At 70.5% G+C, this 24657-nt stretch carries 18 protein-coding genes; 5 read left to right on the top strand and 13 right to left on the bottom strand.

Annotated elements, in window-relative coordinates:
- The first annotated feature begins 5 nt into the window (after nucleotides 1-5).
- Nucleotides 6-638, top strand: coding sequence for a hypothetical protein (locus tag ACFVYF_RS32165; protein WP_389461072.1), 633 nt, complete (start codon nucleotides 6-8; stop codon nucleotides 636-638).
- A gap of 524 nt (nucleotides 639-1162) precedes the next feature.
- Here the strand turns inward: ACFVYF_RS32165 and ACFVYF_RS32160 are convergent.
- The 3 genes from ACFVYF_RS32160 to ACFVYF_RS32150 all read right to left on the bottom strand — a co-directional run bounded on the left by ACFVYF_RS32160 (nucleotide 1163) and on the right by ACFVYF_RS32150 (nucleotide 3347).
- Nucleotides 1163-1774, bottom strand: coding sequence for a hypothetical protein (locus tag ACFVYF_RS32160; protein WP_389461070.1), 612 nt, complete (start codon nucleotides 1772-1774; stop codon nucleotides 1163-1165).
- 68 nt (nucleotides 1775-1842) lie between these two features.
- On the bottom strand, nucleotides 1843-2544 hold the full coding sequence (locus ACFVYF_RS32155; protein WP_389461068.1) for a ribonuclease HII: 702 nt from the start codon (nucleotides 2542-2544) through the stop codon (nucleotides 1843-1845).
- Between the two features lie 179 nt (nucleotides 2545-2723).
- Nucleotides 2724-3347, bottom strand: coding sequence for a TetR/AcrR family transcriptional regulator (locus ACFVYF_RS32150; RefSeq protein ID WP_389461066.1), 624 nt, complete (start codon nucleotides 3345-3347; stop codon nucleotides 2724-2726).
- Nucleotides 3348-3526: 179 nt separating this feature from the next.
- Here ACFVYF_RS32150 and ACFVYF_RS32145 point away from each other — a divergent pair, with 179 nt between their 5' ends.
- Nucleotides 3527-5074, top strand: coding sequence for an MFS transporter (locus ACFVYF_RS32145; RefSeq protein WP_389461064.1), 1548 nt, complete (start codon nucleotides 3527-3529; stop codon nucleotides 5072-5074).
- A gap of 163 nt (nucleotides 5075-5237) precedes the next feature.
- On the opposite strand, the gene ACFVYF_RS32140 is transcribed toward ACFVYF_RS32145, so the two are convergent.
- The 4 genes from ACFVYF_RS32140 to ACFVYF_RS32125 form a co-directional block, all read right to left on the bottom strand.
- Nucleotides 5238-6911, bottom strand: a complete 1674-nt coding sequence (locus tag ACFVYF_RS32140; protein ID WP_389461063.1) for a DUF4153 domain-containing protein — start codon at nucleotides 6909-6911, stop codon at nucleotides 5238-5240.
- A gap of 360 nt (nucleotides 6912-7271) precedes the next feature.
- Nucleotides 7272-8177 (bottom strand): ADP-ribosylglycohydrolase family protein, encoded by a 906-nt coding sequence (locus ACFVYF_RS32135; RefSeq protein WP_389461061.1) that lies wholly within the window; start codon nucleotides 8175-8177, stop codon nucleotides 7272-7274.
- Between the two features lie 12 nt (nucleotides 8178-8189).
- Nucleotides 8190-8849 carry a histidine phosphatase family protein gene (locus tag ACFVYF_RS32130; protein WP_389461059.1) on the bottom strand — a complete coding sequence of 220 codons (660 nt, stop codon included), beginning with the start codon at nucleotides 8847-8849 and terminating at the stop codon, nucleotides 8190-8192.
- Nucleotides 8850-9159: 310 nt separating this feature from the next.
- Nucleotides 9160-9765 (bottom strand): YdbC family protein, encoded by a 606-nt coding sequence (locus ACFVYF_RS32125; RefSeq protein WP_389461057.1) that lies wholly within the window; start codon nucleotides 9763-9765, stop codon nucleotides 9160-9162.
- Nucleotides 9766-9919: 154 nt separating this feature from the next.
- Between ACFVYF_RS32125 and ACFVYF_RS32120 the strand changes: the two genes are divergently transcribed.
- Entirely contained in the window at nucleotides 9920-10453 is a 534-nt protein-coding gene (locus ACFVYF_RS32120; protein WP_389461174.1) for a TerD family protein, read from the top strand.
- A 191-nt stretch (nucleotides 10454-10644) separates the two neighbouring features.
- On the opposite strand, the gene ACFVYF_RS32115 is transcribed toward ACFVYF_RS32120, so the two are convergent.
- The gene (locus ACFVYF_RS32115) at nucleotides 10645-13539 is read right to left on the bottom strand and encodes a vitamin B12-dependent ribonucleotide reductase (protein ID WP_389461055.1); all 2895 of its coding nucleotides are present in this window, start codon (nucleotides 13537-13539) and stop codon (nucleotides 10645-10647) included.
- A 166-nt stretch (nucleotides 13540-13705) separates the two neighbouring features.
- On the bottom strand, nucleotides 13706-14266 hold the full coding sequence (gene nrdR / locus ACFVYF_RS32110) for a transcriptional regulator NrdR (protein WP_383288935.1): 561 nt from the start codon (nucleotides 14264-14266) through the stop codon (nucleotides 13706-13708).
- A 506-nt stretch (nucleotides 14267-14772) separates the two neighbouring features.
- Here nrdR and lexA point away from each other — a divergent pair.
- Nucleotides 14773-15549, top strand: coding sequence for a transcriptional repressor LexA (gene lexA, locus ACFVYF_RS32105; protein ID WP_389461053.1), 777 nt, complete (start codon nucleotides 14773-14775; stop codon nucleotides 15547-15549).
- Between the two features lie 278 nt (nucleotides 15550-15827).
- Here the strand turns inward: lexA and ACFVYF_RS32100 are convergent, their stop codons facing one another.
- From ACFVYF_RS32100 to ACFVYF_RS32085, 4 genes are all read right to left on the bottom strand, one after another.
- Complete coding sequence (locus tag ACFVYF_RS32100; protein ID WP_389461051.1) at nucleotides 15828-17804, bottom strand: ATP-dependent DNA helicase; 1977 nt, start codon at nucleotides 17802-17804, stop codon at nucleotides 15828-15830.
- A 333-nt stretch (nucleotides 17805-18137) separates the two neighbouring features.
- Nucleotides 18138-18935, bottom strand: coding sequence for a GNAT family N-acetyltransferase (locus ACFVYF_RS32095; RefSeq protein WP_389461049.1), 798 nt, complete (start codon nucleotides 18933-18935; stop codon nucleotides 18138-18140).
- A gap of 39 nt (nucleotides 18936-18974) precedes the next feature.
- The gene (locus ACFVYF_RS32090; protein WP_389461048.1) at nucleotides 18975-21140 is read right to left on the bottom strand and encodes an IucA/IucC family protein; all 2166 of its coding nucleotides are present in this window, start codon (nucleotides 21138-21140) and stop codon (nucleotides 18975-18977) included.
- A gap of 246 nt (nucleotides 21141-21386) precedes the next feature.
- The gene (locus ACFVYF_RS32085) at nucleotides 21387-22916 is read right to left on the bottom strand and encodes a diaminobutyrate--2-oxoglutarate transaminase family protein (RefSeq protein WP_389461172.1); all 1530 of its coding nucleotides are present in this window, start codon (nucleotides 22914-22916) and stop codon (nucleotides 21387-21389) included.
- Between the two features lie 478 nt (nucleotides 22917-23394).
- On the opposite strand from ACFVYF_RS32085, the gene ACFVYF_RS32080 reads away from it, so the two are divergent.
- Entirely contained in the window at nucleotides 23395-24624 is a 1230-nt protein-coding gene (locus tag ACFVYF_RS32080; protein WP_389461046.1) for a trypsin-like serine peptidase, read from the top strand.
- Nucleotides 24625-24657: the final 33 nt, after the last annotated feature.

Here is a 24657-nt window from a genome sequence, read left to right as displayed (position 1 = left end):
GGACCGTGACCTTCGGATTCGCTCCGTCCTCGGCGGCATCCATGTCGACGTCTGCTGACCTGGCCGCCGCTTCCACCAACCCGCTGACCCGGATGCTCGAACCCGCGGAGTGGGCCGCCGCGGGGATCCCGCTGCTGCGTGATCCCCGGGAGGTCGTCAGCGGGCTGCACACCCGGCACCGGCCCCAGCCCGCGACAGCGATCGTGGCTGTCCTCGACCCGGACGAGCGGCTGCGGGCGAGCGCCTCGTTCACCCGGCGTCCGGCTCCGGCCGACGGCTGGATGTTCCGCAACGTGCTGCTCGCGCAGCTGCGCAAGGTCATCCCGCACGACCTGCGCCGCCGCACCCCGATCCGTACGGCGGTGTTGCTCTACTGCCGTGAGGGCGACGCGCGTTGGACCGAGGAGGACGGGGCCTGGATGTGGGGACTGCGGGACGCCTGCACGCTGCACGGGCTGCGCTGCGGGGCGTACATCACGCTGACGCATGACGGCTGGCAGGTCCTCGGCGAGGGCCGGGGCGGACGCCGCCCGAGCGCGGACTCGGCGCCCGAAGCCTTCGCCGGCGAGGCACAGCCCCCGCCGCCGCGCACCGGGGGCGCCGCTTCCGAGCTGCTGCGCCGGGCAGCGGCACGCTGAGCCGAGGTGCGGGGCGCCGTTGCGCGCGGCACCGTTTGGCCAGGTTGAGCCCGAAGCCCCGGGCAGCGGCCCGCTGAGCCGAGGTGCGGGGCGCCAGGGCCAGGTGAGCCCGAAGCGCCGGGCAGCGACCCGCCGAGACGAGGCGCGGGGCACCGTTTGGCCAGGTGAGCCCAAAGCCCCGGACAACGGCATGCTGAGACGAGGCGCGCGGCACCGCAGCCATAAGCAGTGACGTCACCAAGTCGCAGCCGCGCAGCACGTCTCCGTACCCGCCACCCAGCCCCGGCCCGCCCCGACGCGCACCCTGAAGTGCCCGCCGTACAGGTGCCGTAGCTGTGGCACGGTCATCGTGCCGTCACGCCGACACCCCCATCACCCACGGGACGTAAGGACGTGCCACGGACGTGCTCCGGTCGCGTCCCGGGCGCACGCGCACGGAACACACCGGAGTCTCCGACCGAACATCCCAGGGCTCAAGGGCTCCAGAGCCCCCGACTGCGTCCCGGACCAGGTCCGGGACCCGCTCAGACCCCCGCGCCCAGCGCCGAGTTGATCTGCTGCGGGTCGCCGCAGACGATCAGCAGGGCGCCGGCCCGGCCCAGGGCCAGCGGCAGGGCGGTGGCGGCGGTGTCGGGACCGCCGTTGACGGCGACCACGACCACGGGACGGGACGCTGCCCGGCCCGCGACGGATGCATCGGCGTAGAAGACGTCGTCACCGGCGTCGTGCTGCGCCCAGTAGGCGGTGTCACCGAAGGAGAGTTCGTGCGCGGCCCACGGGTGCGGTTCGCCGGTGGTGAGCACCAGCACCTCACCCGGGGCACGGCCCGACTCCAGCAGCAGATCGACCGCTTCTTCGGCGGCGTCCAGCGCACCCTCGGCCGAGGCCGGGATCAGCTGGACCTGAGGGGTCGCGGCAGCGGCCGGGGCGGCAGGCGCCGAGGCGGCCACGGCCGGTTCGCGCGGCGTGCGTTGGGCCGGCATCGGCCGGACAGGACCCGGACGGCCGGGACGCGGCGGAGCCGCGGGACGGGGGCCGGGTACGGGACGGGGGGTCGGCGTGCGGCCGCTGGCCGGCGTCACGCGGGGACCCTGGGCGCTCTCGTGAATCTGAGGCTCCTCGGGAATGAGAGGCATGAGCTGATTTTTATCAAACGCCGGTGCGGATCGCTCCGGCGGGTGGCACATGAGTGCGAACGGAAACGTCAGAAATCGAAGCCGAGCTGGCCCTCGATCGCCGGAACGCTTCCGTCCGCCCAGTTGCGGGCCTTCTTGAGGTGCCGCCACTGGGGCAGCGCATCAAGATACGCCCACGACAGTCGGTGGTGGGGGGTGGGCCCCCGCTCCGCAAGCGCGGCCTTGTGCACCGGTGACGGATACCCGGCGTTGGCCGCAAAACCGAAGTCTGCATGGTCGATGCCCAGTTCGGCCATCATTTTGTCGCGCTGGACCTTGGCGAGCACCGAGGCCGCGGCGACGGCCACACAGGACTGGTCGCCCTTGATCACCGTACGGACGCGCCAGGGCGAGCCGAGGTAGTCGTGTTTCCCGTCGAGGATGACCGCGTCGGGACGGACCGGCAGGGCTTCCAGGGCGCGGCCCGCCGCGAGCCGCAGCGCGGCTGTCATCCCCAGGTCGTCGATCTCCTCCGGGGAGGAATGACCGAGGGCGTACGACGTCACCCAGGTGCTCAGCGCCTCAGCCAGCGCGGTCCGGCGCTTGAGGGTGAGGAGCTTGGAGTCGGTGAGGCCTTCGGGGGGTCGGCGCAGTCCGGTGATCGCGGCGCAGACGGTGACGGGGCCGGCCCACGCTCCCCGCCCCACCTCGTCGATCCCGGCAATGACCTTCGCTCCGGTCGTGGCGCGGAGGGAGCGCTCGACGGTGTGAGTGGGTGCTTCGTACGGCATGGCGTTCTTAGCGTACGCCGCGCGGAAGCCGCCGCGACACCCGGTTCCCGGGTGCCGCCGCGACACCCGGTTCCCGGGTGGGGCGGGTGGCCTCCGTGACGGGGCGGGTGGCCGCGGTCGGCCCGAAGCACCGCGAGCCGCTGGGTCACTCGGCCCCACCGAGCGCCATACCTCGCCGATCAGGCCCTCCTCGGCCGCAGCAACGGAACCATCAGCTGATCGATCATCCCCTCCAGATCCTCCTCGCCCCATTCGCTGGCGCACACTTTCGAGCGGTACATCATCATCGCCGGAATGGCGTCGAAGACATAGCTGTTGGCGGCGTCGGGGCGCACGTCTCCCCGCTCGATACCACGGTGAATGACCTCGCGGAGCAGATCCATGGTCGGTTCGATGACTCCGCCGAAGATCACGGCCTGGAAGCGTTCAGCCTGAGAAGCATCGCATTCGTGAAGAACTGAACGGAGTGCGAAACCGGGCCGCGAGAACATGGCCTCCCGCACCCGTCGGCACAGCTCGAGCAGATCGTCTCGGACGCTCCCGAGGTCGGGCGCTTCCGTCAGCCGGGGCAGTGCGGCCTGGAGCGCGTCGGCGACGAGGTCCTCCTTGGAGGCCCAGCGGCGGTAGACCGCCGCCTTGCCGGTCTGGGCGCCGGCGGCGATGCCTTCCATGGTGAGGCCGTTCCAGCCGACCGTGCTGAGCTGATCCAGCGCGGCATCGAGGATCGCGCGTTCGAGCACGGCACCGCGCCGACGCAGGGAGACCGGCCGAGCGGGGGCGGCCGTCCAGCGCGAAGTAACCATGTGAGTGTCTCCGTTGAGCATGGGGGGAAGCGGGGATTCCAGTTGGGAGCGGGCTGATCCATCAGGTCACGCGGGCGGCAGCGACATAAGTGAACGCTTGCGTTCACTGTCGGGGACTCACTACCGTTGACGCGACAGTGAACGCGAGCGTTCACTAACGCACTTGTGGGGGAACCATAGTGACAACCTCTCAGTTGATTCCAGATCAGAAGCCGGGAGCCGCCCGCCGGGAGGGGCATCCCGGCATCGCGCTCACCGTCATCGCGGCCTGCCAGCTCATGGTGGTCCTCGACGCCACGATTGTGAACATCGCGCTCCCGCACATTCAAGACGCGCTCAAGTTCAGCACAACGGACCTGACGTGGGTGGTCAGCGCCTACACGCTCACCTTCGGCGGTCTGCTGCTCCTCGGCGGCCGGGCCGGTGACATCCTCGGCCGGCGCCGCGTCTTCATGACCGGCATCCTGCTGTTCACCGCCGCTTCGCTGCTCGGCGGACTCGCCCAGGAACCCTGGCAACTGCTGGCCGCACGCGCCCTGCAGGGCGTCGGCGGCGCGATCGCGTCGCCCACTTCGCTGGCACTGATCACCACCACGTTCCCCGAAGGCCCGGAGCGGAACCGTGCCTTCGGTGTCTTCGCCGCGGTCTCCGCGGGCGGCGGCGCCATTGGGCTGCTCACCGGCGGCATGCTCACGGAGTGGCTCGACTGGCGCTGGGTGCTCTTCGTGAACGTCCCCATCGGCGTGCTGATCGCCGTGGTGGCGCCGCTGTACATCAGCGAGTCCGAGCGTCATCCGGGGCGCTTCGACATCGCCGGCGCGCTCACCTCGACCCTCGGCATGGCCTCGCTGGTGTACGGGTTCATCCGGGCCGCGGAGGAGGGCTGGCGGGACAGTCTCACCATCGGGTCCTTCACCGCGGCGGTCGTGCTGCTGCTGGCCTTCGGGTTCGTCGAGAAGCGGGCCAAGGAGCCGATCACTCCGCTGAGGATGTTCGCCGACCGCAACCGCTCGGGCACGTATCTGATCATGCTGAGCCTGGCGGCGGCGATGTTCGGCATGTTCTTCTACATCGTTCTCTTCGTGCAGAACGTGCTCGGGTACAGCCCGATCTCGGCCGGTGTCGCCTTCCTGCCGGTGACCGTGGCGATCGTGACCGGCGCGGGCCTGTCGCAGCGCTTCCTGCCCGTGCTCGGGCCGAAGCCGTTCATGGTCGTGGGCTCGGCTCTTGTCGCGGTCGGGCTCGGCTGGCTGACCTTCATCGGCCCCGGCAGCTCGTACGCCGGTGGAATCCTCGGCCCCATGCTGCTGTTCGGCTTCGGTATGGGTCTCAACTTCGTGACCCTGACCCTCACCGCGGTCTCCGGTGTCGCCACGCATGAAGCGGGCGCGGCGTCGGGTCTGCTCAACGTGACACAGCAGGTCGGTGGCGCACTCGGCCTCTCCATCCTGACCACCGTCTTCGGCACGGCCAGCCGGAACGAGGCGGCGAAGCAGGTGCCCCCGTTCATGAGCGAGGCCTCGGCCGAGCAGAAGGCGGAGTTCGCCAAGACCCACCAACTGCCCGGTTCCTGGGGGCACGAGGTGCTCTCCGAGGGCATCGCGACGGCCTTCATCCCGGCCGTGGCCATGGCCGTACTGGCTCTGATCGTCGCCACATCGGTGATCCGGGTCCGCAAGAGCGACCTGGACGCCCTGGCGGGCACGGCGGGACCCGCGGCGGGCTGACGCGGGAGTGCCATGGAGGCCGGGCCACGTCCCGCGGATCACCGCCGCGGACGAGGGCCCGGCCTGCCACGCAGACAGGCCCCCGGAGCGCAGCGCTCCCGGCCCGGCGGAGGCGCTCCTCAGGCCCTGCCCGGACCCCTCTCAGGCCCTTCTCAGGCCCTTCTCAGCGGTACATGACGTCGATGCCCAGTTGGTTGCACACACTCCAGTCCGCGTCGTCCGTCAGCGGACGCTCGTCGAGGATGCGCCGGGCGCGCGCTTCTCCCCAACTGGTGGCGTACCAGGGCGCGTCGCGGTCTGCCAAACCGTCGGCCAGGGACCGCAGCGCGCAGGTGCGCAGCGGCTCCTCGAGCTTGTCGAGCGCGGGTACGGCGTCGGCGGAGAGGCCCCGCGCGTAGCCGAGGTCGAACGTGCCCGTGTCCGCGTACCGCTGGACGTTGCGCTCGGCGATCAGCGCGTCCGGCGAGGCCAGTCCGAAGGCGAGGACTCCGGCGGCGGCACTGGCGGCGACGGCGCGCGGCAGCCAGCGGGCACCCCACACCCCGGCCGCCATGATGAACACGATGACCAGCCCGAGCCACAGCTCACCGGCCACCACCGAGACTCTCAGTCGCGTCAGTCCATACGCCTCCACGTACATGTCCATGCGTCGCACGGCGGATGCCACGACAACGAGCGCGAGCGCGCACAGAGTTCCCAGCACTCCGCGCACCAGCGTCCGGTCGCGTGACCCGTCGCGCGGCGCCCAGCGCAGGGCGACGACGATGACGAGCAGGGTCAGGACGGTGACCAGAAGCAGCTGCCAGAAGCCCTGGCGCGCGTACTGGGCGTAGGTCTGGCCGGTCTGTTCCAGTACGGCGTCGTATCCGCCGAAGAGCACGGCGAGCTGGACGGCGTTGAAGGCCGCGAAGAGCACCGCGAGCACGACCAGCGGCAGCGCCCACTCGACGCGCCCGCGGGCACGGCCCGCAGGGATCTCCGCCCGGTCCCAGTGCACGGGCGCGGCCGCCGTGTGCGCCGCTGCGAGCGCGCAGACCAGGCCGAGCGCCAGGAGTACGACGTGCCAGGGGCCGCCGGAGACAGAGGCGTCCGGCAGCAGGTCACCGAGCAGATCGGCGAAGGCCGCGTCAGCTCCCGCGAACAATGCACCGAAGACCAGCAGCAGGACGGCGGTCACGGCCAGGGCGCGCAGCATCGGCCCGACGCTCCCGCGTGCGCCGCCCGATCGTTCGCGCAGCCCCCGCCAGCCCCAGACGGGCCCTGTGACGATCGAGTTGAACATCCCGAGCGGGCTGAGCAGAACGGATATCCAGCTGCGGCCGCCGTTCAGGGCCAGCGAGCTCAGCGCGATCGCGGCGACCACGGCCAGGAAGGACGGCCAGTCCGCGTCACGCAGGGCCGGCACCGCCAGCAGTGCCAGGCCGCCGACACCCCAGACGAGGGTCCACGCGCGCGGGCGGCGGCCGGCGGCCTCGGCGGCGAAGTAGGCCGCGAGCGCGGCCGGGATCGCGACGAGGAAGAGGTTGAGCGCCAGGCCGTCGCCCAGGAGCAGCATGCTGAGGAGACCGGTGGCCAGCACCGCCCACAGGGTGGCGGTGCGTACGGGAGCGGGTGACTCGATCCGGAGATCGGAGAGCCACGGCACGGGGCCGGCCGACGGGGCGGCCCAGTTGTCGCCCTCGTAGTCCTCCTCGTCCGTCTCCTGCTCGGTCCGGTGGTCCTGCGGGCCGGATGCCTCAGCGGCGTCGTCGGGCTCGCCGCTCTTGGCCAGTCCGACGCTGCCGGGCGTTTCCGGCCCCGGATCACTCGGCTCGGGCGTGGACGGTCTTTCGGACACGGGACCCCCTCCCAACCGGCCGTGGCACGCCGTGGCACACCACGGCGGCGGAGCGCGCCGCTGCGCGGAACGCGGACGACCGGTGTCTCTTCGGCGCTCGCCCGGCATGATCAACAGGCGGCGTGGGCGGCAAGGCTATCCACGGGCGGCGCGCTCCTGGACGTCGGGAGTCACGCTGTAGCGAGCCTGTGACAGAGGGGGCTCATGTGACGCTTGTGGCACACGGGCCGCATTCCGATTCCGTATGTGGCGCCATGTGGCACAGGGCGCATGGGGGCGCAGGGCGACCGCCGCCGAACGAACCGAGGCCCGGCGACCGCCGCCGAACAAATACCGGCCCCGCGACACACCCCCGCTGCTCTACACCGAGCCGGGCATCCACTCCGGCAGTGGCTCCGTCTGCTCCAGCCACGCGCTCGGCGGCGCCCCCGCCTTGCCCGAGCCGACCACTCCGCCCACGATGGCGCAGGTCGTGTCCATGTCGCCGCCGACCTGGGCGGTCGACCAGAACGACTCCTCGTAGTCACCGAGGGCACGGGCCGCCGACCACAGCGCGAAGGGCACCGTGTCGTGTGCCGTCGTACGCCGTCCGCAGCCCAGTACGGCGGCGACCGTCGCGGTGTCGCCGTAGTCGAGCATGTCGCGGGCGCGACGCAGCCCGGCTCCGACCGCGCTGCGGGGCACGAGCGCGATCACGCCGTCGAGCAGCGCCCCGGGGCTGGGCGGTCCGGCCGGATCGGCGGCCAGCGCGGCCGCCGCGGCAACGGCCATGGCGCCGACCACGGCCTCGCGGTGCTGATGCGTGGGGTACGCCGAGATCTCCGCCTGGTGTGTCGCCTGCTCCGGGTCGTCGGCGTACCAGGCGCCGAGCGGGGCGATCCGCATCGCGGCGCCGTTCCCCCAGGAACCCTGTCCCTTGAAGAGGGCGGAGGCCAGCTCGCGCCAGTCGCCGCCTTCCCTGACCAGCCGCAGGAGCCGGTTGACCGCGGGCCCGTAGCCCCGGTCGAAGTCGTGGTGCTCCGCGAACGAGTGAGCCAGGGCGTCCTGGTCGATGCGGTGGTGGGTGGCCAGAACGGCCACTACGGAGGAGGCCATTTCGGTGTCGTCGGTCCACTGCCAGGGACCGGGCGGCAGCTCGCGGCGCTTCAGCAGCGGGTAGTTCGCGGGCACGAAGAACTGCGAGCCCAGCGCGTCTCCCACCGCGAGTCCGCGCAGGCTGGACAGGGCGCGGTCCAGGCGCCCGTCGGGAGAGGAGTCAGCGGTCATCGCCCTGCCACTCTATCCGGTGACTCCGTACGGTTCCGGATCACGCCAGCGTTCGAAAGGACGGTCAAGCGTGTATCTGCCGTCGTCCCCGAGAACGAGCATCCGCACCTCCGCGTTCCCCGGATTCGACAGTGACTCGAAATCCGCCACGGTCCAGTGGAACCACCGCATACAGAAGAGCCGCATCGCCAGACCGTGGGTCACCAGGAGCACGTTCGGCGGATGGTCGGGCGCCTCGAAACTCCGGTACAGACTCTCCAGGAACCCGCCGACCCGGTCGTACACGTCGGCGCCCGACTCGCCCTGTGCGAAGCGGTAGAAGAAGTGCCCGTACGCGTCGCGGTACGCCTTCTGGAGGCGTACGTCGTCGCGGTCCTGCCAGTTTCCCCAGTCCTGTTCCCGCAGCCGTGGCTCCTCGCGCACGCGCACCAGGTCGGGGTCGAGGTGGAAGGCGCGGAACGTCTCGTGCGTACGGCGGTAGGGGGAGACGTAAACGCTTACGCGCTCACGGCCGAAGATCTCCCGCAGCTGTGCGCCCGTCTCCTCCGCCTGCTGCCACCCCTTCTCGGTGAGGGCCAGTGCGTGGTCGGGCTCGCGTTCGTAAACGGTGTCATCGGCGTTGCCCGCTGACTCGCCGTGCCGGACAAGGACGATGCGCCGTGGTCGTGCCATGCCAAAACCCTAGATCGGGTGACGGCCGATCGAGCACTCGTACGGGCCCCATACGGCGTAGGTCACACAAAAAAACACACTCCCGGGAACCGGGCTGGGTCCACCGTACGGCCCTCTGCGGGGGCGCACCGGCCCCCTCCGGACCTCGATCACTCCCCGGGCCACAGCCGGCGGCCATGCACCCGCCCCAGGCCTCCAGCGATCCCGCCCTGGCCCCTCCCAGGGCCTCCGTGGCAGCCACGCTCCAGCCTCAGCCCTGCCGCGATCCCGCGATCCCGCCCCGACCCCTCCGTGGAGCCTCGACCCGGACTCAGACCGTCCAGCCCGGCTCGAGCTGGACTATGTCGCCGGCCAGAGCGGCGACGTCCGCCTCCGTCTGGGCCCGCAGGACGAGGCGCTCCACCCGCTCGGCCCGGTACTTGCCGTGTTCCGCGGCCGACTTCCACATGGAAAGGATCAGAAACTCCGGCCCCGGAGCCTCGCCGAACAGTCCACGGATCATCCCGGGGGAACCCGCCATCGCGGGGTTCCAGACCTTCTCCTGCATCAGCGCGAAGTGCTCGGCACGCTCTTCGTGGACCCGGCAGTGCGCCACCCGCACCAGGTCGGCGTCCGTGAAGCGCGGCTCGAAACCGGTCTTCACGTCGAAACGGTGATCGAAGAGTTTCGCCTGGGAGTCCTTGAAGGTGCCCGACTGCGCGGTGGCCAGCCGGTCATGGGAACGGGCCATGAAGGAGTCGTAGAAGGCGCGGCTCTCCCAGAAGGCGAAGATGTGCGCCACTCCGGGCCTGCCCCGGCTCCAGCCCCCGCCCTGCCCCCGGAAACCCGGCTCCCCCAGAAGCCCCGCCCACTTTCGCTGCCCCCGCTCGAAACCGCGGCGGTCCACCACGGTGCAGCGAATCCACTTGACCAGCACCGCGCCATCGTAAGGCCACGAAGCGTGGCGCCGGTCACGCTCCGGCGGAGTGCACCCGCGCGAGCGCCCGGGTACGCGTGGCACGATGGGCAACCTGCTTCAGCTGTACCGCAGTTGGGGCAGAAGGCAGTGGATACGGGCAGGGGGAGATCTGGTGAGCGGTTTCAACAAGGGCATTCGCAAGGTCGAGTTGGCGGTGAAGTGGGACCCGAGTCCCGCCGGCGAGCCGGACACCGATCTCGACATCGTCGCCGCGACCTTCCTGTCGGACGACCCGTACGGCGATCCCTCCTATGTGGTGCATTTCGACAGCCGTTCCCCGGACGGGACCATCTATCTCAACCGGGACAGCAAGGACGGCAAGGGCTTCGGCTGGGACGAGGTCATGACGCTCGAACTGCAGCGGCTCGACAGCCGCTACACGCGCGTGGTCGTCGGTGTCGTCATCCAGCAGCGCTCGGGCCACAAGACGTTCGTCGGCGTGCTCAACCCCGGTCTGCGGATGCGCGAGGGCTACACCGTCCTGGCCGAGGACGACTTCAGCGAAGTCCTGGGGGCCACAGCGGCCACCGTCGGGGAGTTCGTACGCGACGACTCCGGAGAATGGACGTTCCACCCGGGGATCCAGGGCTACGACACGGACCCGGCGTCCTTCACCAGGATCATGGGCCGCCGTCAGGACTCCTGATTCCGCCTCGGGACTCCTGACTCCGCCTCGGGACCCCCGAAGCGGCCGAACGACGCCGTGACGAGACGCACCGCCGGCGCCGAGCTGCGGCAGACACGACGGCCCTGGGTCGACACACGCCGAGGGCGGTGCAGCCGGATACCGGCTGCACCGCCCTGGCCTGCTACTTCGTGATCAGCAGATGACCGACATCAGCTGCAACCGCTGGTCGAGCCGCAGCCCTCGCAGATGTAGCAGGAACCGGCCCGCTGCATCTTCGTACCGCAGGAGAAGCACAGCGGGGCGTCCGCCTGGATGCCCAGCTGCATCTCCACGAGTTCGGCGCTGGTATGCACCTGCTGCGGGGCGGGCTGGGCCGCCTCGACCTCCGCCTTGGGCGTGACGACGGCCTTCAGCTCCTGCGCCCGGGGCGCCGACTGGGCCAGGCCCTCGACGTCGACCTCGTCGTCGGACGGCTCGTACGAACCGGTCTCCAGATGACGCTGACGCTCCTCGGCGGAGTGGATGCCGAGGGCGGAGCGCGTCTCGAAGGGCAGGAAGTCGAGCGCCAGGCGGCGGAAGATGTAGTCGACGATCGACTGCGCCATCCGCACGTCCGGGTCGTCCGTCATGCCGGCCGGCTCGAAGCGCATGTTCGTGAACTTGGAGACGTACGTCTCCAGGGGCACGCCGTACTGCAGGCCGACCGAGACGGCGATGGAGAAGGCGTCCATCATGCCGGCGAGGGTGGAGCCCTGCTTCGACATCTTCAGGAAGACCTCGCCGAGACCGTCGTCCGGGTAGGAGTTGGCGGTCATGTACCCCTCGGCGCCACCCACGGTGAAGGAGGTGGTGATGCCGGGACGGCCCTTGGGGAGACGCTTGCGGACCGGGCGGTACTCGACGACCTTCTCGACCGCGCTACGGATGGTCTCTTCAGCCTTGGCCGTGACCTCGGTCTTCTCCTTCTCCTTGGTCTTCGCGGAGAGGGGCTGGCCGACCTTGCAGTTGTCGCGGTAGATCGCGAGCGCCTTGACGCCCATCTTCCACGCCTCGAAGTAGACCTCTTCGACGTCCTCGACGGTCGCCGTCTCCGGCAGGTTGACCGTCTTGGAGAGCGCGCCGGAGATCCAGGGCTGGATCGCGGCCATCATGCGGACGTGGCCCATCGCGGAGATGGAACGCTCGCCCATGGCGCAGTCGAAGACCTCGTAGTGCTCCTGCTTGAGACCCGGGGCGTCGATCACATTGCCGTTCTCGGCGATGTGGGCGACGATCGCCTCGATCTGCTCCTCCTGGTAGCCCAGGCGGCGCAGGGCCTGCGGCACGGTGCCGTTGACGATCTGCATCGAGCCGCCGCCGACCAGCTTCTTGAACTTGACCAGCGCGAGGTCGGGCTCAAGACCGGTGGTGTCGCAGGACATCGCGAGACCGATGGTGCCGGTCGGGGCGATGACGGAGGCCTGCGCGTTGCGGAAGCCGTTCTTCTCGCCGAGGTGGAGCACGTCCTGCCAGGACTCCGTGGCAGCGGCCCAGATCGGGCTGTCCAGGTCGTCGACACGAGGAGCCACGGCGTTGGCGTCGGAGTGCTGCTTCATGACCCGCAGGTGCGGCTGCGCGTTACGGGCGTAGCCGTCGTACGGGCCGACGACCGCGGCGAGTTCGGCGGAGCGCTTGTACGAGGTGCCGGTCATCAGCGAGGTGATGGCACCGGCGAGCGAGCGGCCGCCGTCGGAGTCGTAGGCGTGGCCGGTCGCCATCAGCAGGGCGCCGAGGTTGGCGTAACCGATGCCCAGCTGACGGAAGGCGCGGGTGTTCTCGCCGATCTTCTGGGTCGGGAAGTCCGCGAAGCAGATGGAGATGTCCATCGCGGTGATGACCAGCTCGACGACCTTCGAGAAGCGGTCGACGTCGAAGGACTGGTGGCCCTTGCCGTCGTCCTTCAGGAACTTCATCAGGTTCAGCGAGGCGAGGTTGCAGGACGTGTTGTCCAGGTGCATGTACTCGCTGCACGGGTTCGAGCCGTTGATACGGCCGGACTCCGGGCACGTGTGCCAGGCGTTGATGGTGTCGTCGTACTGGATGCCGGGGTCGGCACAGGCCCAGGCCGCCTCGGCCATCTTGCGGAAGAGCGACTTGGCGTCGACCTCCTCGATGACCTCGCCGGTCATGCGGGACGTCAGGCCGAACTTGCCGCCCGCCTCGACCGCCTTCATGAACGTGTCGTTCACACGGACCGAGTTGTTGGCGTTCTGGTACTGGACGGACGTGATGTCGTCGCCGCCCAGGTCCATGTCGAAGCCCGCGTCACGCAGGGCGCGGATCTTCTCCTCTTCCTTCACCTTGGTCTCGATGAAGCCCTCGATGTCGGGGTGGTCGACGTCGAGGATGACCATCTTGGCCGCGCGGCGCGTGGCGCCACCCGACTTGATCGTTCCCGCGGAGGCGTCGGCACCGCGCATGAAGGAGACGGGACCCGAGGCGTTGCCGCCCGAGGAGAGGAGCTCCTTGGAGGAGCGGATGCGGGAGAGGTTCAGGCCGGCGCCGGAGCCGCCCTTGAAGATCATGCCCTCTTCCTTGTACCAGTCGAGGATCGACTCCATGGAGTCGTCGACGGCCAGGATGAAGCAGGCGGAGACCTGCTGGGGCTGGGGCGTCCCGACGTTGAACCAGACGGGGCTGTTGAAGCTGAAGATCTGGTGCAGGAGGGCGTACGCCAGCTCGTGCTCGAAGATCTCGGCGTCGGCGGGCGAGGCGAAGTACTTGTAGTCCTCACCGGCCTTCCGGTACGTCTTCACGATGCGGTCGATGAGCTGCCGGAGGCTCACCTCGCGCTGCGGGGTGCCGACGGCACCCCGGAAGTACTTGCTGGTGACGATGTTGACCGCGTTCACCGACCAGAAGCCGGGGAACTCGACGCCACGCTGCTCGAAGTTGACCGAGCCGTCGCGCCAATTGGTCATGACGACGTCACGGCGCTCCCACTCCACCTCGTCGTACGGGTGCACGCCCGGAGTGGTGTGGATGCGCTCGATGCGCAGTCCCTTGCTGGCCTTGGTGCCCTTGGTGCGGGAACCCCGTGCCGGACCGCTCGCCGTCTCTGTCATGCCGCCTCCCTGTATCAGGCTAAAACGCCCTGAAGTGCCTCGTTCTTCCCGTGGCACGGTGTGTGTCTGGTACTGCGCGCGCCGTATAAACGGCCGCTCGCAGCAGGTCTTGGGTCGCCGCCGGGCGCTCCGGGGCCGGACGGTCCGTCCGGCCCCGGGCCTCCGGTCAGTCGGCGGCGCTGGCGGGCACGGGGACCTGTGCAGTCCCTCCGGACCCGCGGTCGCTTTCCTGGCGCTCCGCGGAGGCGTCTTCGTCGTCCGCCTCGTCCGCGGCGGGGCGCCGCGTCTGTTCTCTGAGTTCCGCGATGTTGGCCTCGAAGTCCTCGAGCGAGTCGAACGCCCGGTACACGGACGCGAACCGCAGATAGGCGACGAGGTCGAGCTCCTGCAACGGGCCGAGTATGGCCAGCCCCACGTCGTGGGTGGTCAGTTCGGCGCTTCCGGTGGCGCGCACCGCCTCTTCGACCCGCTGGCCGAGCTGGGCGAGCGCGTCCTCGGTGACCGGTCGTCCCTGGCATGCCTTGCGGACACCATTGATGACCTTGGTACGACTGAAGGGCTCGGTGACGCCGGACCGCTTGACGACCATCAGCGAGCACGTCTCCACCGTCGTGAAACGGCGGGAGCAGTCGGGGCACTGGCGGCGCCTGCGGATCGACGTGCCGTCATCGGTCGTACGACTGTCGACGACGCGGCTGTCGGGGTGCCTGCAGAAGGGGCAGTGCATGGCTCCAACCCTCCTTCACGGCACGACTCATAGACCTCAAGGGCCTCTTGGGCCCCTCGAAGCAGCCCCCAGCATAGGCGATGACCGGTGGCCTGAAGACCCGGGGGACCACAACTTCTGGGCTGCTGCCGCAATCCAACCACTACATGTGGTGCCAGGCACGTAAATTCACACACGGCGCGCGTGTCGCACATGAATTGGCACGTGCCGCGCGGTCATACCGGTGCGGGGCGCGCGGAGATACGGTGGGCGCCGCACCGATGGGGGCCGGTACCCGGCCGAAGGGGTGCCGGATGGCAGACTGGGCCTCGACCTGCGAGGTCGCCGTCCCGGCGGTGAAGAGTACAGCAATCAGGCACTTTGTCCGTGAGTCACGGCGTTGGCTATACACCTAGACAGATGATCGCGGCAGGCAATCTGCGATTTTTCACTCGAACGTGTGTTTGGCGCAACCTTTCGAAAGCAACTACCGTTGTCCAGCAGGGAGACCATCGAGAGGGGCCGACGTGACCACCACCGCAGACAGCGCCACCATCACTGCCCAGGAGCGCTCCCAGGGCCGACTCGAGCCGGTGCATGCGATGAACGAAGCCATGAATCATGAGGGGCCCAAGCGATCCCTGCCGGGCCGACCTCCAGGCATCCGGGCGGACAGTTCCGGGCTCACCGACCGGCAGCGCCGGGTGATCGAGGTCATCAGGGACTCCGTGCAGCGGCGCGGTTACCCGCCGTCGATGCGCGAGATCGGCCAGGCGGTCGGCCTGTCCAGCACGTCATCGGTCGCCCATCAGCTGATGGCGCTGGAGCGCAAGGGCTTCCTGCGCCGGGACCCGCACCGCCCGCGCGCGTACGAGGTGCGGGGCTCCGACCAGTCCTCCGCACAGCCCACGGACACCGCGGGCAAGCCCGCCGCGTCGTACGTCCCGCTCGTGGGCCGCATCGCCGCCGGTGGCCCCATCCTCGCCGAGGAATCGGTCGAGGACGTCTTCCCTCTCCCCCGGCAGCTGGTCGGCGACGGCGAGCTGTTCGTCCTGAAGGTCGTCGGTGACTCGATGATCGAGGCGGCCATCTGTGACGGCGACTGGGTGACGGTCCGCCGCCAGCCGGTCGCGGAGAACGGCGACATCGTGGCCGCCATGCTCGACGGCGAGGCCACGGTGAAGCGCTTCAAGCGCGAGGACGGCCATGTGTGGCTGCTGCCGCACAACTCGGCCTACCAGCCGATCCCCGGTGACGAGGCGACCATCCTGGGCAAGGTGGTGGCGGTGTTGCGGCGGGTGTGACAACCCGCGGCGGGCGAAGACACGTCGCGCCTGCCCCTGATCCGGGCCCCGGGACCACCTGCGCCGGTTCCGGGGCCCTGTGCTGTCCGCACGCCGGTCACCGGTGCGGCGGCCTGCGGCTCTTCCGGCCGGTCACCGCTACGGCGGCGGCCTGCGGCTTTGCGGCTTTGCGGCTCTGCTGTCGTCCGCAGGCCGGTCACCACTACATCCTCCGGCCGTCCGTCGATCCTGCTGTCCGGCTGTCCAGGTGTCCGGCAACTCGCCGGCCGAGGCCGGCGCTATGCGCTCTCGGTCTTCCGCGCCGTCTCGTCGATCGCGGCCAGCGACCTGCGCACCTGATGACGGTCCGTCGTGTACCAGAAGTCGGGCAGTGACGCCTTCAGGTAGCTGCCGTAGCGGGCCGTCGCGAGGCGCTGATCCAGTACGGCCACGACGCCGCGGTCTCCCGAGGCGCGGACGAGGCGGCCGGCACCCTGGGCCATCAGCAGCGCCGCGTGCGTGGCGGCCACGGCCATGAAGCCGTTGCCCCCCGCGTCCTCGACCGCCTTCTGGCGGGCGCTCATCAGCGGATCGTCGGGCCGTGGGAAGGGGATCTTGTCCATGACGACCAGCTGGCAGCTGGGGCCGGGGACGTCGACGCCCTGCCAGAGCGACAGCGTGCCGAACAGACAGGTCTTGGGGTCGGCCGCGAAGTTCTTGATCAGCTCGCCGAGCGTCTCCTCGCCCTGCAGCAGGATGGGGAACTCGGGGATGCGGGTGCGCAGTTCCTCGGCGGCCAGCTGCGCGGCGCGCATCGAGGAGAAGAGGCCGAGGGTGCGTCCGCCGGCCGACTGGATCAGTTCGGTGAGCTCGTCCAGCATGTCGGCGCGGTCCCCGTCGCGGGCGGGGCGCGCGAGGTGTTTGGCGACGTAGAGGATGCCCTGCTTGGGGTAGTCGAACGGCGAGCCGACGTCGACGCCCTTCCACTGCGGGAGGTCCTCGCCCTCCGTGCCCTCCGGGGCCAGGCCGAGGGACGCCCCGACTCCGTTGAAGTCGCCGCCCAGCTTCAGAGTCGCGGAGGTCAGTACGACGGAGCGGTCCGTAAAGAGCTTCTCCCGCAGCAGGCCCGACACCGACATGGGGGCGACCCGCAGGGAAGCGCCGAATCGGTCGTGCCGCTCGTACCAGACGACGTCCCACTCGGAGCCGTTCGTGATCCGCTCGGCCACGTCGTGCACGGACTCCACCGAGGCCAGGGCCTGTTTGCGGACGGCGTCCTCGTCCTGGACGGACTTGTCGCGGGTGGCTCCGATCGCGGAGATGACCGTACGAGCGGCGTCGCGCAGCGCCATCAGCGCGTACCCGAGGTCCTCCGGGACCTCCTCGAGGCGGCCGGGCAGTGCCAGCTCCATGACCCGCTCGAAGCCCTCGGCGGCGGTCTGCAGCTGGTCGGCGGCCTTCTCATTGGCCAGCTTGGCGGCTCGGCGGACGGCTCGGTTGACCTGGCCCGGAGTGAGCTCGCCGGTCGCCACACCGGTGACGCGGGAGACCAGCTCATGGGCCTCGTCCACGATCAGCACCTCGTGCTGCGGCAGGACCGGCGCGCCCTCGATGGCGTCGATCGCGAGCAGCGCGTGGTTGGTGACGACGACCTCGGCGAGCTTGGCGCGCTCGCGGGCCATCTCCGCGAAGCACTCGGCGCCGTACGCGCACTTCTGGGCGCCGAGGCACTCCCTGGACGACACGGAGATCTGGGCCCAGGCCCGGTCGGACACACCGGGCGTCAGGTTGTCGCGGTCGCCGGTCTCCGTCTCGTCCGACCACTCCCGCAGCCGGACCAGGTCCTGCCCCAGCTTGCTGGTGGGGGCGGCGGCCTCGAACTGGTCGAAGAGGCCTTCCTCCTCGTCCTGCGGCATGCCCTCGTGCAGGCGGTGCAGACACAAATAGTTCGACCGGCCCTTGAGCATGGCGAACTCGGGGCGGCGGCGCAGCAGCGGGTGCAGCGCGTCGACCGTCCGCGGCAGGTCCCGCTCGACGAGCTGCCGCTGCAGCGCCAGGGTGGCCGTCGCCACGATGACGCGCTCCCCGTGCGCGAGCGCGGGCACCAGATATCCCAGCGATTTACCGGTGCCGGTGCCGGCCTGGACCAGCAGATGGGAGCTGTCGTCGATCGCTTCCGCGACGGCTTCGGCCATGGTCACCTGGCCGGGGCGCTCCGTACCGCCGACGGCAGTGACGGCAGCATGCAGGAGTTCGGGGAGTGAGGGCTTCGTCATAGCCCGACCACCCTACGGGGCGGGACTGACAACCGTGCGATCACTACGGGAGCGACGGCAGCGACGGCAGCGACTGGCGTGATCACGACGGGTGCGTGGTGCGTTCTCGCGGTGGCTACGACGTCGTGGATCGCCTCGGCCGGGACGGACACGGGCCGCCTGTCGGTCCCCCGGCCGCCTTTCCCCAGCTCAGAAGGGTCGTGGTGGCGCCAGGCCGACGGCCTCCGCCCCGGTCGCGGCCCGGCTGCGACCGGGGCGGCGGACGGGATCTGCAAGAAGGACTCCTCGGATGGGAACCGGATCGCGGCGACCGGTGTACCAAAAGTGATGGCGCTACAACACATCGCGCAGGGCCCGGTCTCTGACCATGAGGGCGGCTCGCTTGGCGGGCAGGCCGACCTCGGCGGAGAACCGGAAACCGGCGCTCAGGAATGCGGAGACGGAGGGGGTGTTGCGCAGGTCGGGTTCCGCGACGACGCGGGCGCACGACGGGCGCTTGTCGAGCACGAGGTCGGCGACGCTTCTGAGCAGGGCGGAGCCGAAGCCTCGCCCACGGTTGGCGACATCGCCGATGAGGAGGTGGATTCCGGTGTCGTGAGGGCGGGCGGGATAGTGGCGGGCCAATGGGTCGAGGTCCGCGCGGTAGATCTCCCAGTAGCTCATCGGGGTGCCGTCCAGCACGCCGAGGCAGGGCACGCTGCGTCCGTCCCCGCCGAGCTGGGTGCTGAGGTGATCTTCGGTCGCGGACTGGGGACCGGCCAGCTCCCAGAACGCGGCGACGGCGGGGTCGTTCATCCAGCGGGCGATGAGCGGGAGATCGCGCTGGAGGCGTACGGGGACGAGGTGGAAGTCGCCGACGGGGGTGGTCGTGGGCCCCCAGTCGCCGACGCGGTCGAGCAGGTCGTCGCTCGCCGGGTTGCCGGAAGCCGCCTCGCGCGTGCTCCCTTCCTCGGCGGTGCCCTCGACGTGAGCCTTGGCGTCCTCGGCGAAGAGCGCGATGAATTCGTCGGGCAGGCGAAGTTCGAGGGTGTCCTCACTGTCCGAGTCCGGGCCGGGACCCGGGTCGGCGCCTTCGTCGGTGACGGGGGCAGGGGCGGTTTTGGCGTCGGTGCTCGCATCGGTGGGAGGCACGGCGACGCTCCTCTCAGCAGACGGGGTGGGTCATGTTCCTCAGGGATGAAGGGGGTTGGCGATGGTGACGTAGACGGACTGGGTGTCGACGGGACCGATGAGTTCGTCGAGGCCGTGCAGCCGGGTGAGCAGGTTGGCCTTGCAGCGCAGGTGCGGCGAGTCCAGGAGGTGGGCGGGCAGGGAGGTGCGCAGCCGGTCCGGACCGGTGGCCACGCCGGTGAGAAAGCGGCGGAACGCGGCGAGCAACAGCCGCTCGTCGGCGAGGCGTTGGGAGCCGAACGCGCCGATGAGGCCGAGCACGTTGTTGATGGCGAGGTAGTAGGCGAAGCGTTCGTCGGTGACCTCGTCGGATACGAAGGTGTCGCTGTGCTCTCCGATGCCGGGCAGCCGGGCGTCGAGTTCCGCGCGGCGCGACGCGCGGAAGTAGTAGCCCTGGTTGTCGCGGTAGCGGCCGCCCGCGGGCCACCCCTCGGGGTCCAGCAGGAGCAGCGTGTTCTGCTGGTGTGCCTCCAGGGCGATCCCGGCCTCACTGTCCAGCCAGAGCACCGGGCGCACGACCTCCTGCAGATAGCGCAGGAACCACTCGGCGGCCACGGCTCCGCGCGCACGGCCAGTGCGGCCGGCGAGCCGGGTGATGACCTCGGCGAGCCGGGACGTCATGCGGGGACGGTCTCCGCCGGCAGCGGGACGGAGACGGTCTCCGTCCGCAGCGGGACGGGGTGAGACGAAGCCGGCGATGCAGGAGACGTCGTCCGTCGGGCCGAACGGGTTGTGCCGGATCATCACGTCGAGGCCTGGCGCGGGCCTGCCGTCGGTGCCGGTGACGGCGAGCCACGCAGGATCGCGCACGATGTCGAACCCGGGGTGGGCTGCGCGCCACTGCCCGGACAGGCCGGTGCGCAGCAGGCGGTGGACCTCGACGCCGCGGTGGAGTTCCTTGCGGAGGTTCTCACGACGGGAGTTGGTAATGCGCAGGCCAAGCGACAGCTTCAGCATCGCGGGGGCGCCGGAGCGGTAGAGGGTGCGTACGGAGGAGGTGGGGTGCCACGCGGGGCCATGCGGGCCGAGGTCCTGGAGCAGGCCGGCGTCGAACAAGGCCCCGATGTCGGGGCGGTGGCGGATCTCGCGGGCCTGCCAGGGGTGCAGGGGCAGGGCGGCATGTCCCTCGGGCAGCGGCAGTCCGGTGCCGGCGAGCCGCGCGGTCAGCTGCGCGGCGGCCACGGGGCGACCGCGTTCCGTCCACGCGGAGTCAGACGCGAGCAGCTCGGGCGCGACCGACATCCAGTGGAGGGGGAAGGAGCCGCGCGTCTCCGGAGAGTAGCGACGCAGTTCGGCTTCGGAGAGCCCCTCGCGGCTCTTCGGCGTCGGGTGCAGCGGGTGCCCGAGAAGCAGCGCCTGCTCGGCGGCGAGGAACAGGTCGGGCCCATCACCGGGGTGCTCGCGGCGCTCGGTGACGAAGATGACGGTGCGACGCAGGGAGTCGGCGACCCGTTCGGTCAGGTCACTGCGGTCGCTGTTCCCGCCGTGGGGTGCGTGGGGTGCATGGCGGGGTGCCGCCCCGGCCCCTGAGCCGGTATCGGGATCGGTGTCGATGTCGGAGTCGGAGTCGGAGTAGATGTCAGTGCCGGAGCCGGAGCCGGAGCCGGAGCCGGCGGGGGTGACGGCCGTCGGTTCCGGCGACGTCACCGCTCCTGACCCCGCCGCTTCCCGGGCCAGCAAGGTCGCCACCGTGACGGCATCGGCAGGGGGCGCCCACTCGGGTGCGTCGGCGACGCAGGGCAGGCCGAAGCGGTGCCATCCGGTGGAGGACCAGTAGCGGACGGGGACGAGGAGGGCCGTGGCGGTGGCGGGGAGGGGGATGCGGAGGATGCCGTCGTCCGGGGCCGGGAGGTCGTTCTCGCGTACCCAGCAGCGCAGGAGGTTCTCCACGGCAGCCGCCTGTGCGGCCGCGTAGGGATCGGGCTGCTCCAGCGGGTCCGTGACGGCGCCGCTCGGCAGCGGCCTCGACAGATCCGTCTCCGAGGCGTGGACCCGTTGCCGGGGGACCGACTCGACTCCGGGCTGCGGAGGAGCCTGAGTACCCCCGAACTGCCGCTCGGGCGGGACCTGGGTCCCGCGGGTTGCCGACGCGGGCAGCGCTTGCGTGCCGTGGCCTTCCCGCTTGGGGGCGTGGGACTGACCATCGGATGCGGGGGTGGCGTTCACGAGACTTCCTTGCGAGGTCTGAGACGGTTCAGGTTTCTTCTGGCCCTGGCGAGTCAGCGTGAGTCAGGCTTCTGGTCCCGGCGAGGTGTGAGGCGCCCTGGGCCGGTTCGGGGCGGGCGATTGAGGACGACCGCTGCGCGAACCGCAAGACGGGCTACGGACGTGGCCTCGGACGGTGCCGCGGAGCATCGGGCCCCTCTTGAGGTCATGTTCTTGAGGTGCCGTGCACTCCGCACCAGTCCCGAGCTAGTGCCGGCCCGGCCGAACAGATCGGACGCCCCCGACGTGGCCACCATCGACGCCCCCGCCCTCGACGCGCCCCAGCCCAGCCGGGCTCGGCTCATCCGGGCTCGGCTCATCCGGGCTCGGCTCATCCGGGCTCCGCCCACCCCGGCTCCGCCCAGTGGGTCCCCCACCAGCGGGCCCCCGAGCCACCGCTTCGACCGCGTCGGCCAGCCGGTCCAGTACGGCGGCTGTCTGCTCGTCTGTGATCGTCAGAGGGGGCAGGAGTCGGACGACGCTCGCGTGGCGGCCGCCGAGGTCCACGATCAGGCCCCGTCGCAGGCACTCCTGCTGCACGGCGGAGGCCAGATCGGGTGCGGCGGGACGCGGTCCGGAGTCGGTGGACTCCGGGTCGACCAGCTCGACGCCGATCATCAGCCCACGGCCGCGTACGTCGCCGACACAGGCGAACTCCTCGGTGAGCGGGCGGAGTTGTCGCCGTATGCGGGTGCCCAGGACAGCGGCACGCGCGGCGAGGTCGTTCTCTCGGACGTATGCGAGAGTCGCCGTGCCCGCGGCCATGGCCAGCTGATTGCCACGGAAGGCCCCCGCGTGGGTGCCCGGTTGACCCACGTCGAGGTCGTCGCGGTGGACCACGACGGCCAGCGGGAGGCTGCCGCCGATGGCCTTGGACAGGACCATGACGTCGGGTGTGATGCCGCTGTGCTCGACGGCCCAGAAGGTGCCGGTGCGGCCGACGCCGGTGTCGACCTCGTCGGCGATCAGCGGGATGGAGCGGGCCCGGGTGATCTCCCGCATCCGGCGCATCCAGGTGTCCGGGGCGGGGATCACGCCGCCCTCGCCCTGGACCGGTTCCAGGATCATCCCGGCGGGGTGCGGCACGCCCGACCTGGGGTCGTCGAGGACGGATTCGGTCCAGTGGGCGGCGAGTTCGGCCCCGCGGTCGCCGCCGACGCCGAAGGGGCAGCGGTAGTCCTGCGGATACGGCAGCCGCGCCACCCGTGCGCCGGACGCGCCCCCGGACGCTTCGAGCGCCCCCGCGGTCATGTCGTGACAGGCACCGGTGAAGGCGAGCACCCCGGTACGTCCGGTCGCGGCACGTACGAGGGTGACCGCGGCGTCGACGGCATCCGTGCCCGCCGGACCGCAGAACCGCACACGCGCCCGGTCGGCGAACGCGGGCGGCAGCGTACGGAACAGCTCGGTCGTGAAGGCGTCCTTGACGGGCGTGGCGAGGTCCAGGGCCTGCAGCGGCGCACCGGAGTCGAGGACCTTTCTGATCGCCTCCAGGACCACCGGGTGGTTGTGGCCGAGGGCCAGGGTCCCGGCGCCGGAGAGACAGTCGAGATAGCGGCGCCCGTCGGCACCTTCGATCGTCAGCCCCCGTGCCCGCACGGGCACGATCGGCAGGGCGCGCGCATAGGTGCGGGCGGCCGGCTCGCGCGCCGACTGACGGCGCAGGATCCCTTCGTGCGCCGCGCGCTCACCCCCGGCTCCGCTCCCCTCCCGCGTCCTGTCGGGCTCCCGCCCCATCGGCATCACCGCAGACTCGGTCACGTCCACGACTCCTGGTCCTCCCGCTGTTCAGAGGCGAGTTGGCGGGGAAACTGAGCGCAGGCTGCAGGTCCCCCGTACGTACCAACGACGGGGCCCTCAGGGGGAAGCGGGTGAGCCGAAGATCCTTGCCGTGACGGAACCGTTGCCGTTCCGTGGGAAGTCCCCCACAGCGACCGCATAGTCTTTGGTGCCGTTCGGGGATGCGGAACGATCACCGGTTCCGGCCGGTTGACCGGCAGTCCCGGTCCGTACCCAGGGGGTCCGGACCGGCCGGTCCGTACGAGGCTGCATGCGTACGGAACTGTCTTCGTACGAGGTTGCGTTCCACGCGGCAGCCTCCGTGCGCGGCGGTTCCCGTGCCACGTGGCACCCGGGCGAGTGCGTACGACGCTGCATCCGTACGTACTCGCCGAGGCACTGCACAGTTCACTCACGTCCAGGGGGAGTTCAGCCCATGCGATCCATACGCCCGCCCTTCGCCGCTCGCCGAGGGAGGAGTGCGCGCCGCGGAACGTCCCCCGCGCTGGCCGCCGTCGGCCTGGCCGCGGCGCTCGCGCTCACCGCCACCGCCTGCGACACGGGCGACAGCAAGGCGAAGGCCGACGCCACGGTGTCCGCGTCCCCGAGTGGCGACGACAAGATCAAGATCCCGGACGACATCAGGGACAGGCTCAAAGAGCACGGGATCGACGTCGACAAGTGGAAGGACGGCGCCTGGAAGAACTGGGACAGGGACGACTGGCTCCGCGAGGCCGACGACTTCATCAACCCCATCATCAAGGGGCTGTGGGACCCGGACCGGATGCGTGACGCCGACGACCCCGACCAGGACAAGGGCGTCGACGACAACGACCTCTCCGGTGACCAGGGTGTCACCGACCCGACGCCCGCTCCGGTGGTCGCCCAGGCCGTGAAGGCCGCGTATCACGACAGCGCGCCCGAGGCGGGCAAGGTGTTCTTCGACTCGCCCGAGGGCACGATGGTCTGCTCGGCGACCGTGGTCGAGGACCCGGCCCACCCGGGCAAGTCCAACATGGTCTGGACGGCGGGCCACTGCGTGCACGCCGGCAAGAAGGGCGGCTGGTACCGCAACATCGCGTTCGTGCCCGCGTACAACAACGCCGGCAAGACCGCCGACCAGTTGCAGGACGCCACGAAGGCGGAGATCGCGCCGTACGGCGTCTGGTGGAGTGACTGGGCGCAGACCTCGGACCAGTGGATCGAGCAGGGCGGGGCGACGGGCGGCCAGGGTGCGCCGTACGACTTCGCGGTGCTGCATGTGACGCCGGAGAAGGGCAGCAACGGCAAGTCCCTCGAGGAGACGGTCGGTTCGGCGCTGCCGGTGAACTTCAACGCGCCTGCCGTGCCGAAGGTGGCGAGCATCACGGCGACCGGTTACCCGGCGGCGCCGCCGTTCGACGGGCAGAAGCTCTTCCAGTGCACGGACAGGCCGGGGCGGCTGTCGGTCGTGAAGTCCGACCCGACGATGTACCGCGTCGGCTGCACCATGACCGGCGGTTCGTCCGGCGGTGGCTGGGTCGCGAAGGGGTCGGACGGCAAGCCGGCGCTGGTGTCCAACACCTCGATCGGCCCGGTGAGTTCGGGCTGGCTGGCCGGACCGCACCTGGGCACCGAGGCCAAGGGCATCTACGACTCGGTAAGCAAGAAGTTCGCCGGTCGGTGAACCGACTGACCTGACCGGTCGGTGACCCGACGG

It is taken from the genome of Streptomyces sp. NPDC058274, assembly GCF_042881375.1.
GTDB lineage: Bacteria > Actinomycetota > Actinomycetes > Streptomycetales > Streptomycetaceae > Streptomyces.
This window is presented reverse-complemented; position numbering and strand designations above follow the sequence as displayed.

What these genes read in the sequence shown, in the direction of transcription:
- nrdR (WP_383288935.1), bottom strand. Translation starts at nt 14,266, where the DNA reads ATGCACTGCCCCTTCTGCAGGCACCCCGACAGCCGCGTCGTCGACAGT.
- ACFVYF_RS32150 (WP_389461066.1), bottom strand. Translation starts at nt 3,347, where the DNA reads ATGGTTACTTCGCGCTGGACGGCCGCCCCCGCTCGGCCGGTCTCCCTG.
- ACFVYF_RS32100 (WP_389461051.1), bottom strand. Translation starts at nt 17,804, where the DNA reads ATGACGAAGCCCTCACTCCCCGAACTCCTGCATGCTGCCGTCACTGCC.
- ACFVYF_RS32080 (WP_389461046.1), top strand. Translation starts at nt 23,395, where the DNA reads ATGCGATCCATACGCCCGCCCTTCGCCGCTCGCCGAGGGAGGAGTGCG.
- ACFVYF_RS32130 (WP_389461059.1), bottom strand. Translation starts at nt 8,849, where the DNA reads ATGGCACGACCACGGCGCATCGTCCTTGTCCGGCACGGCGAGTCAGCG.
- ACFVYF_RS32115 (WP_389461055.1), bottom strand. Translation starts at nt 13,539, where the DNA reads ATGACAGAGACGGCGAGCGGTCCGGCACGGGGTTCCCGCACCAAGGGC.
- ACFVYF_RS32135 (WP_389461061.1), bottom strand. Translation starts at nt 8,177, where the DNA reads ATGACCGCTGACTCCTCTCCCGACGGGCGCCTGGACCGCGCCCTGTCC.
- ACFVYF_RS32160 (WP_389461070.1), bottom strand. Translation starts at nt 1,774, where the DNA reads ATGCCTCTCATTCCCGAGGAGCCTCAGATTCACGAGAGCGCCCAGGGT.
- ACFVYF_RS32155 (WP_389461068.1), bottom strand. Translation starts at nt 2,544, where the DNA reads ATGCCGTACGAAGCACCCACTCACACCGTCGAGCGCTCCCTCCGCGCC.
- ACFVYF_RS32085 (WP_389461172.1), bottom strand. Translation starts at nt 22,916, where the DNA reads ATGGGGCGGGAGCCCGACAGGACGCGGGAGGGGAGCGGAGCCGGGGGT.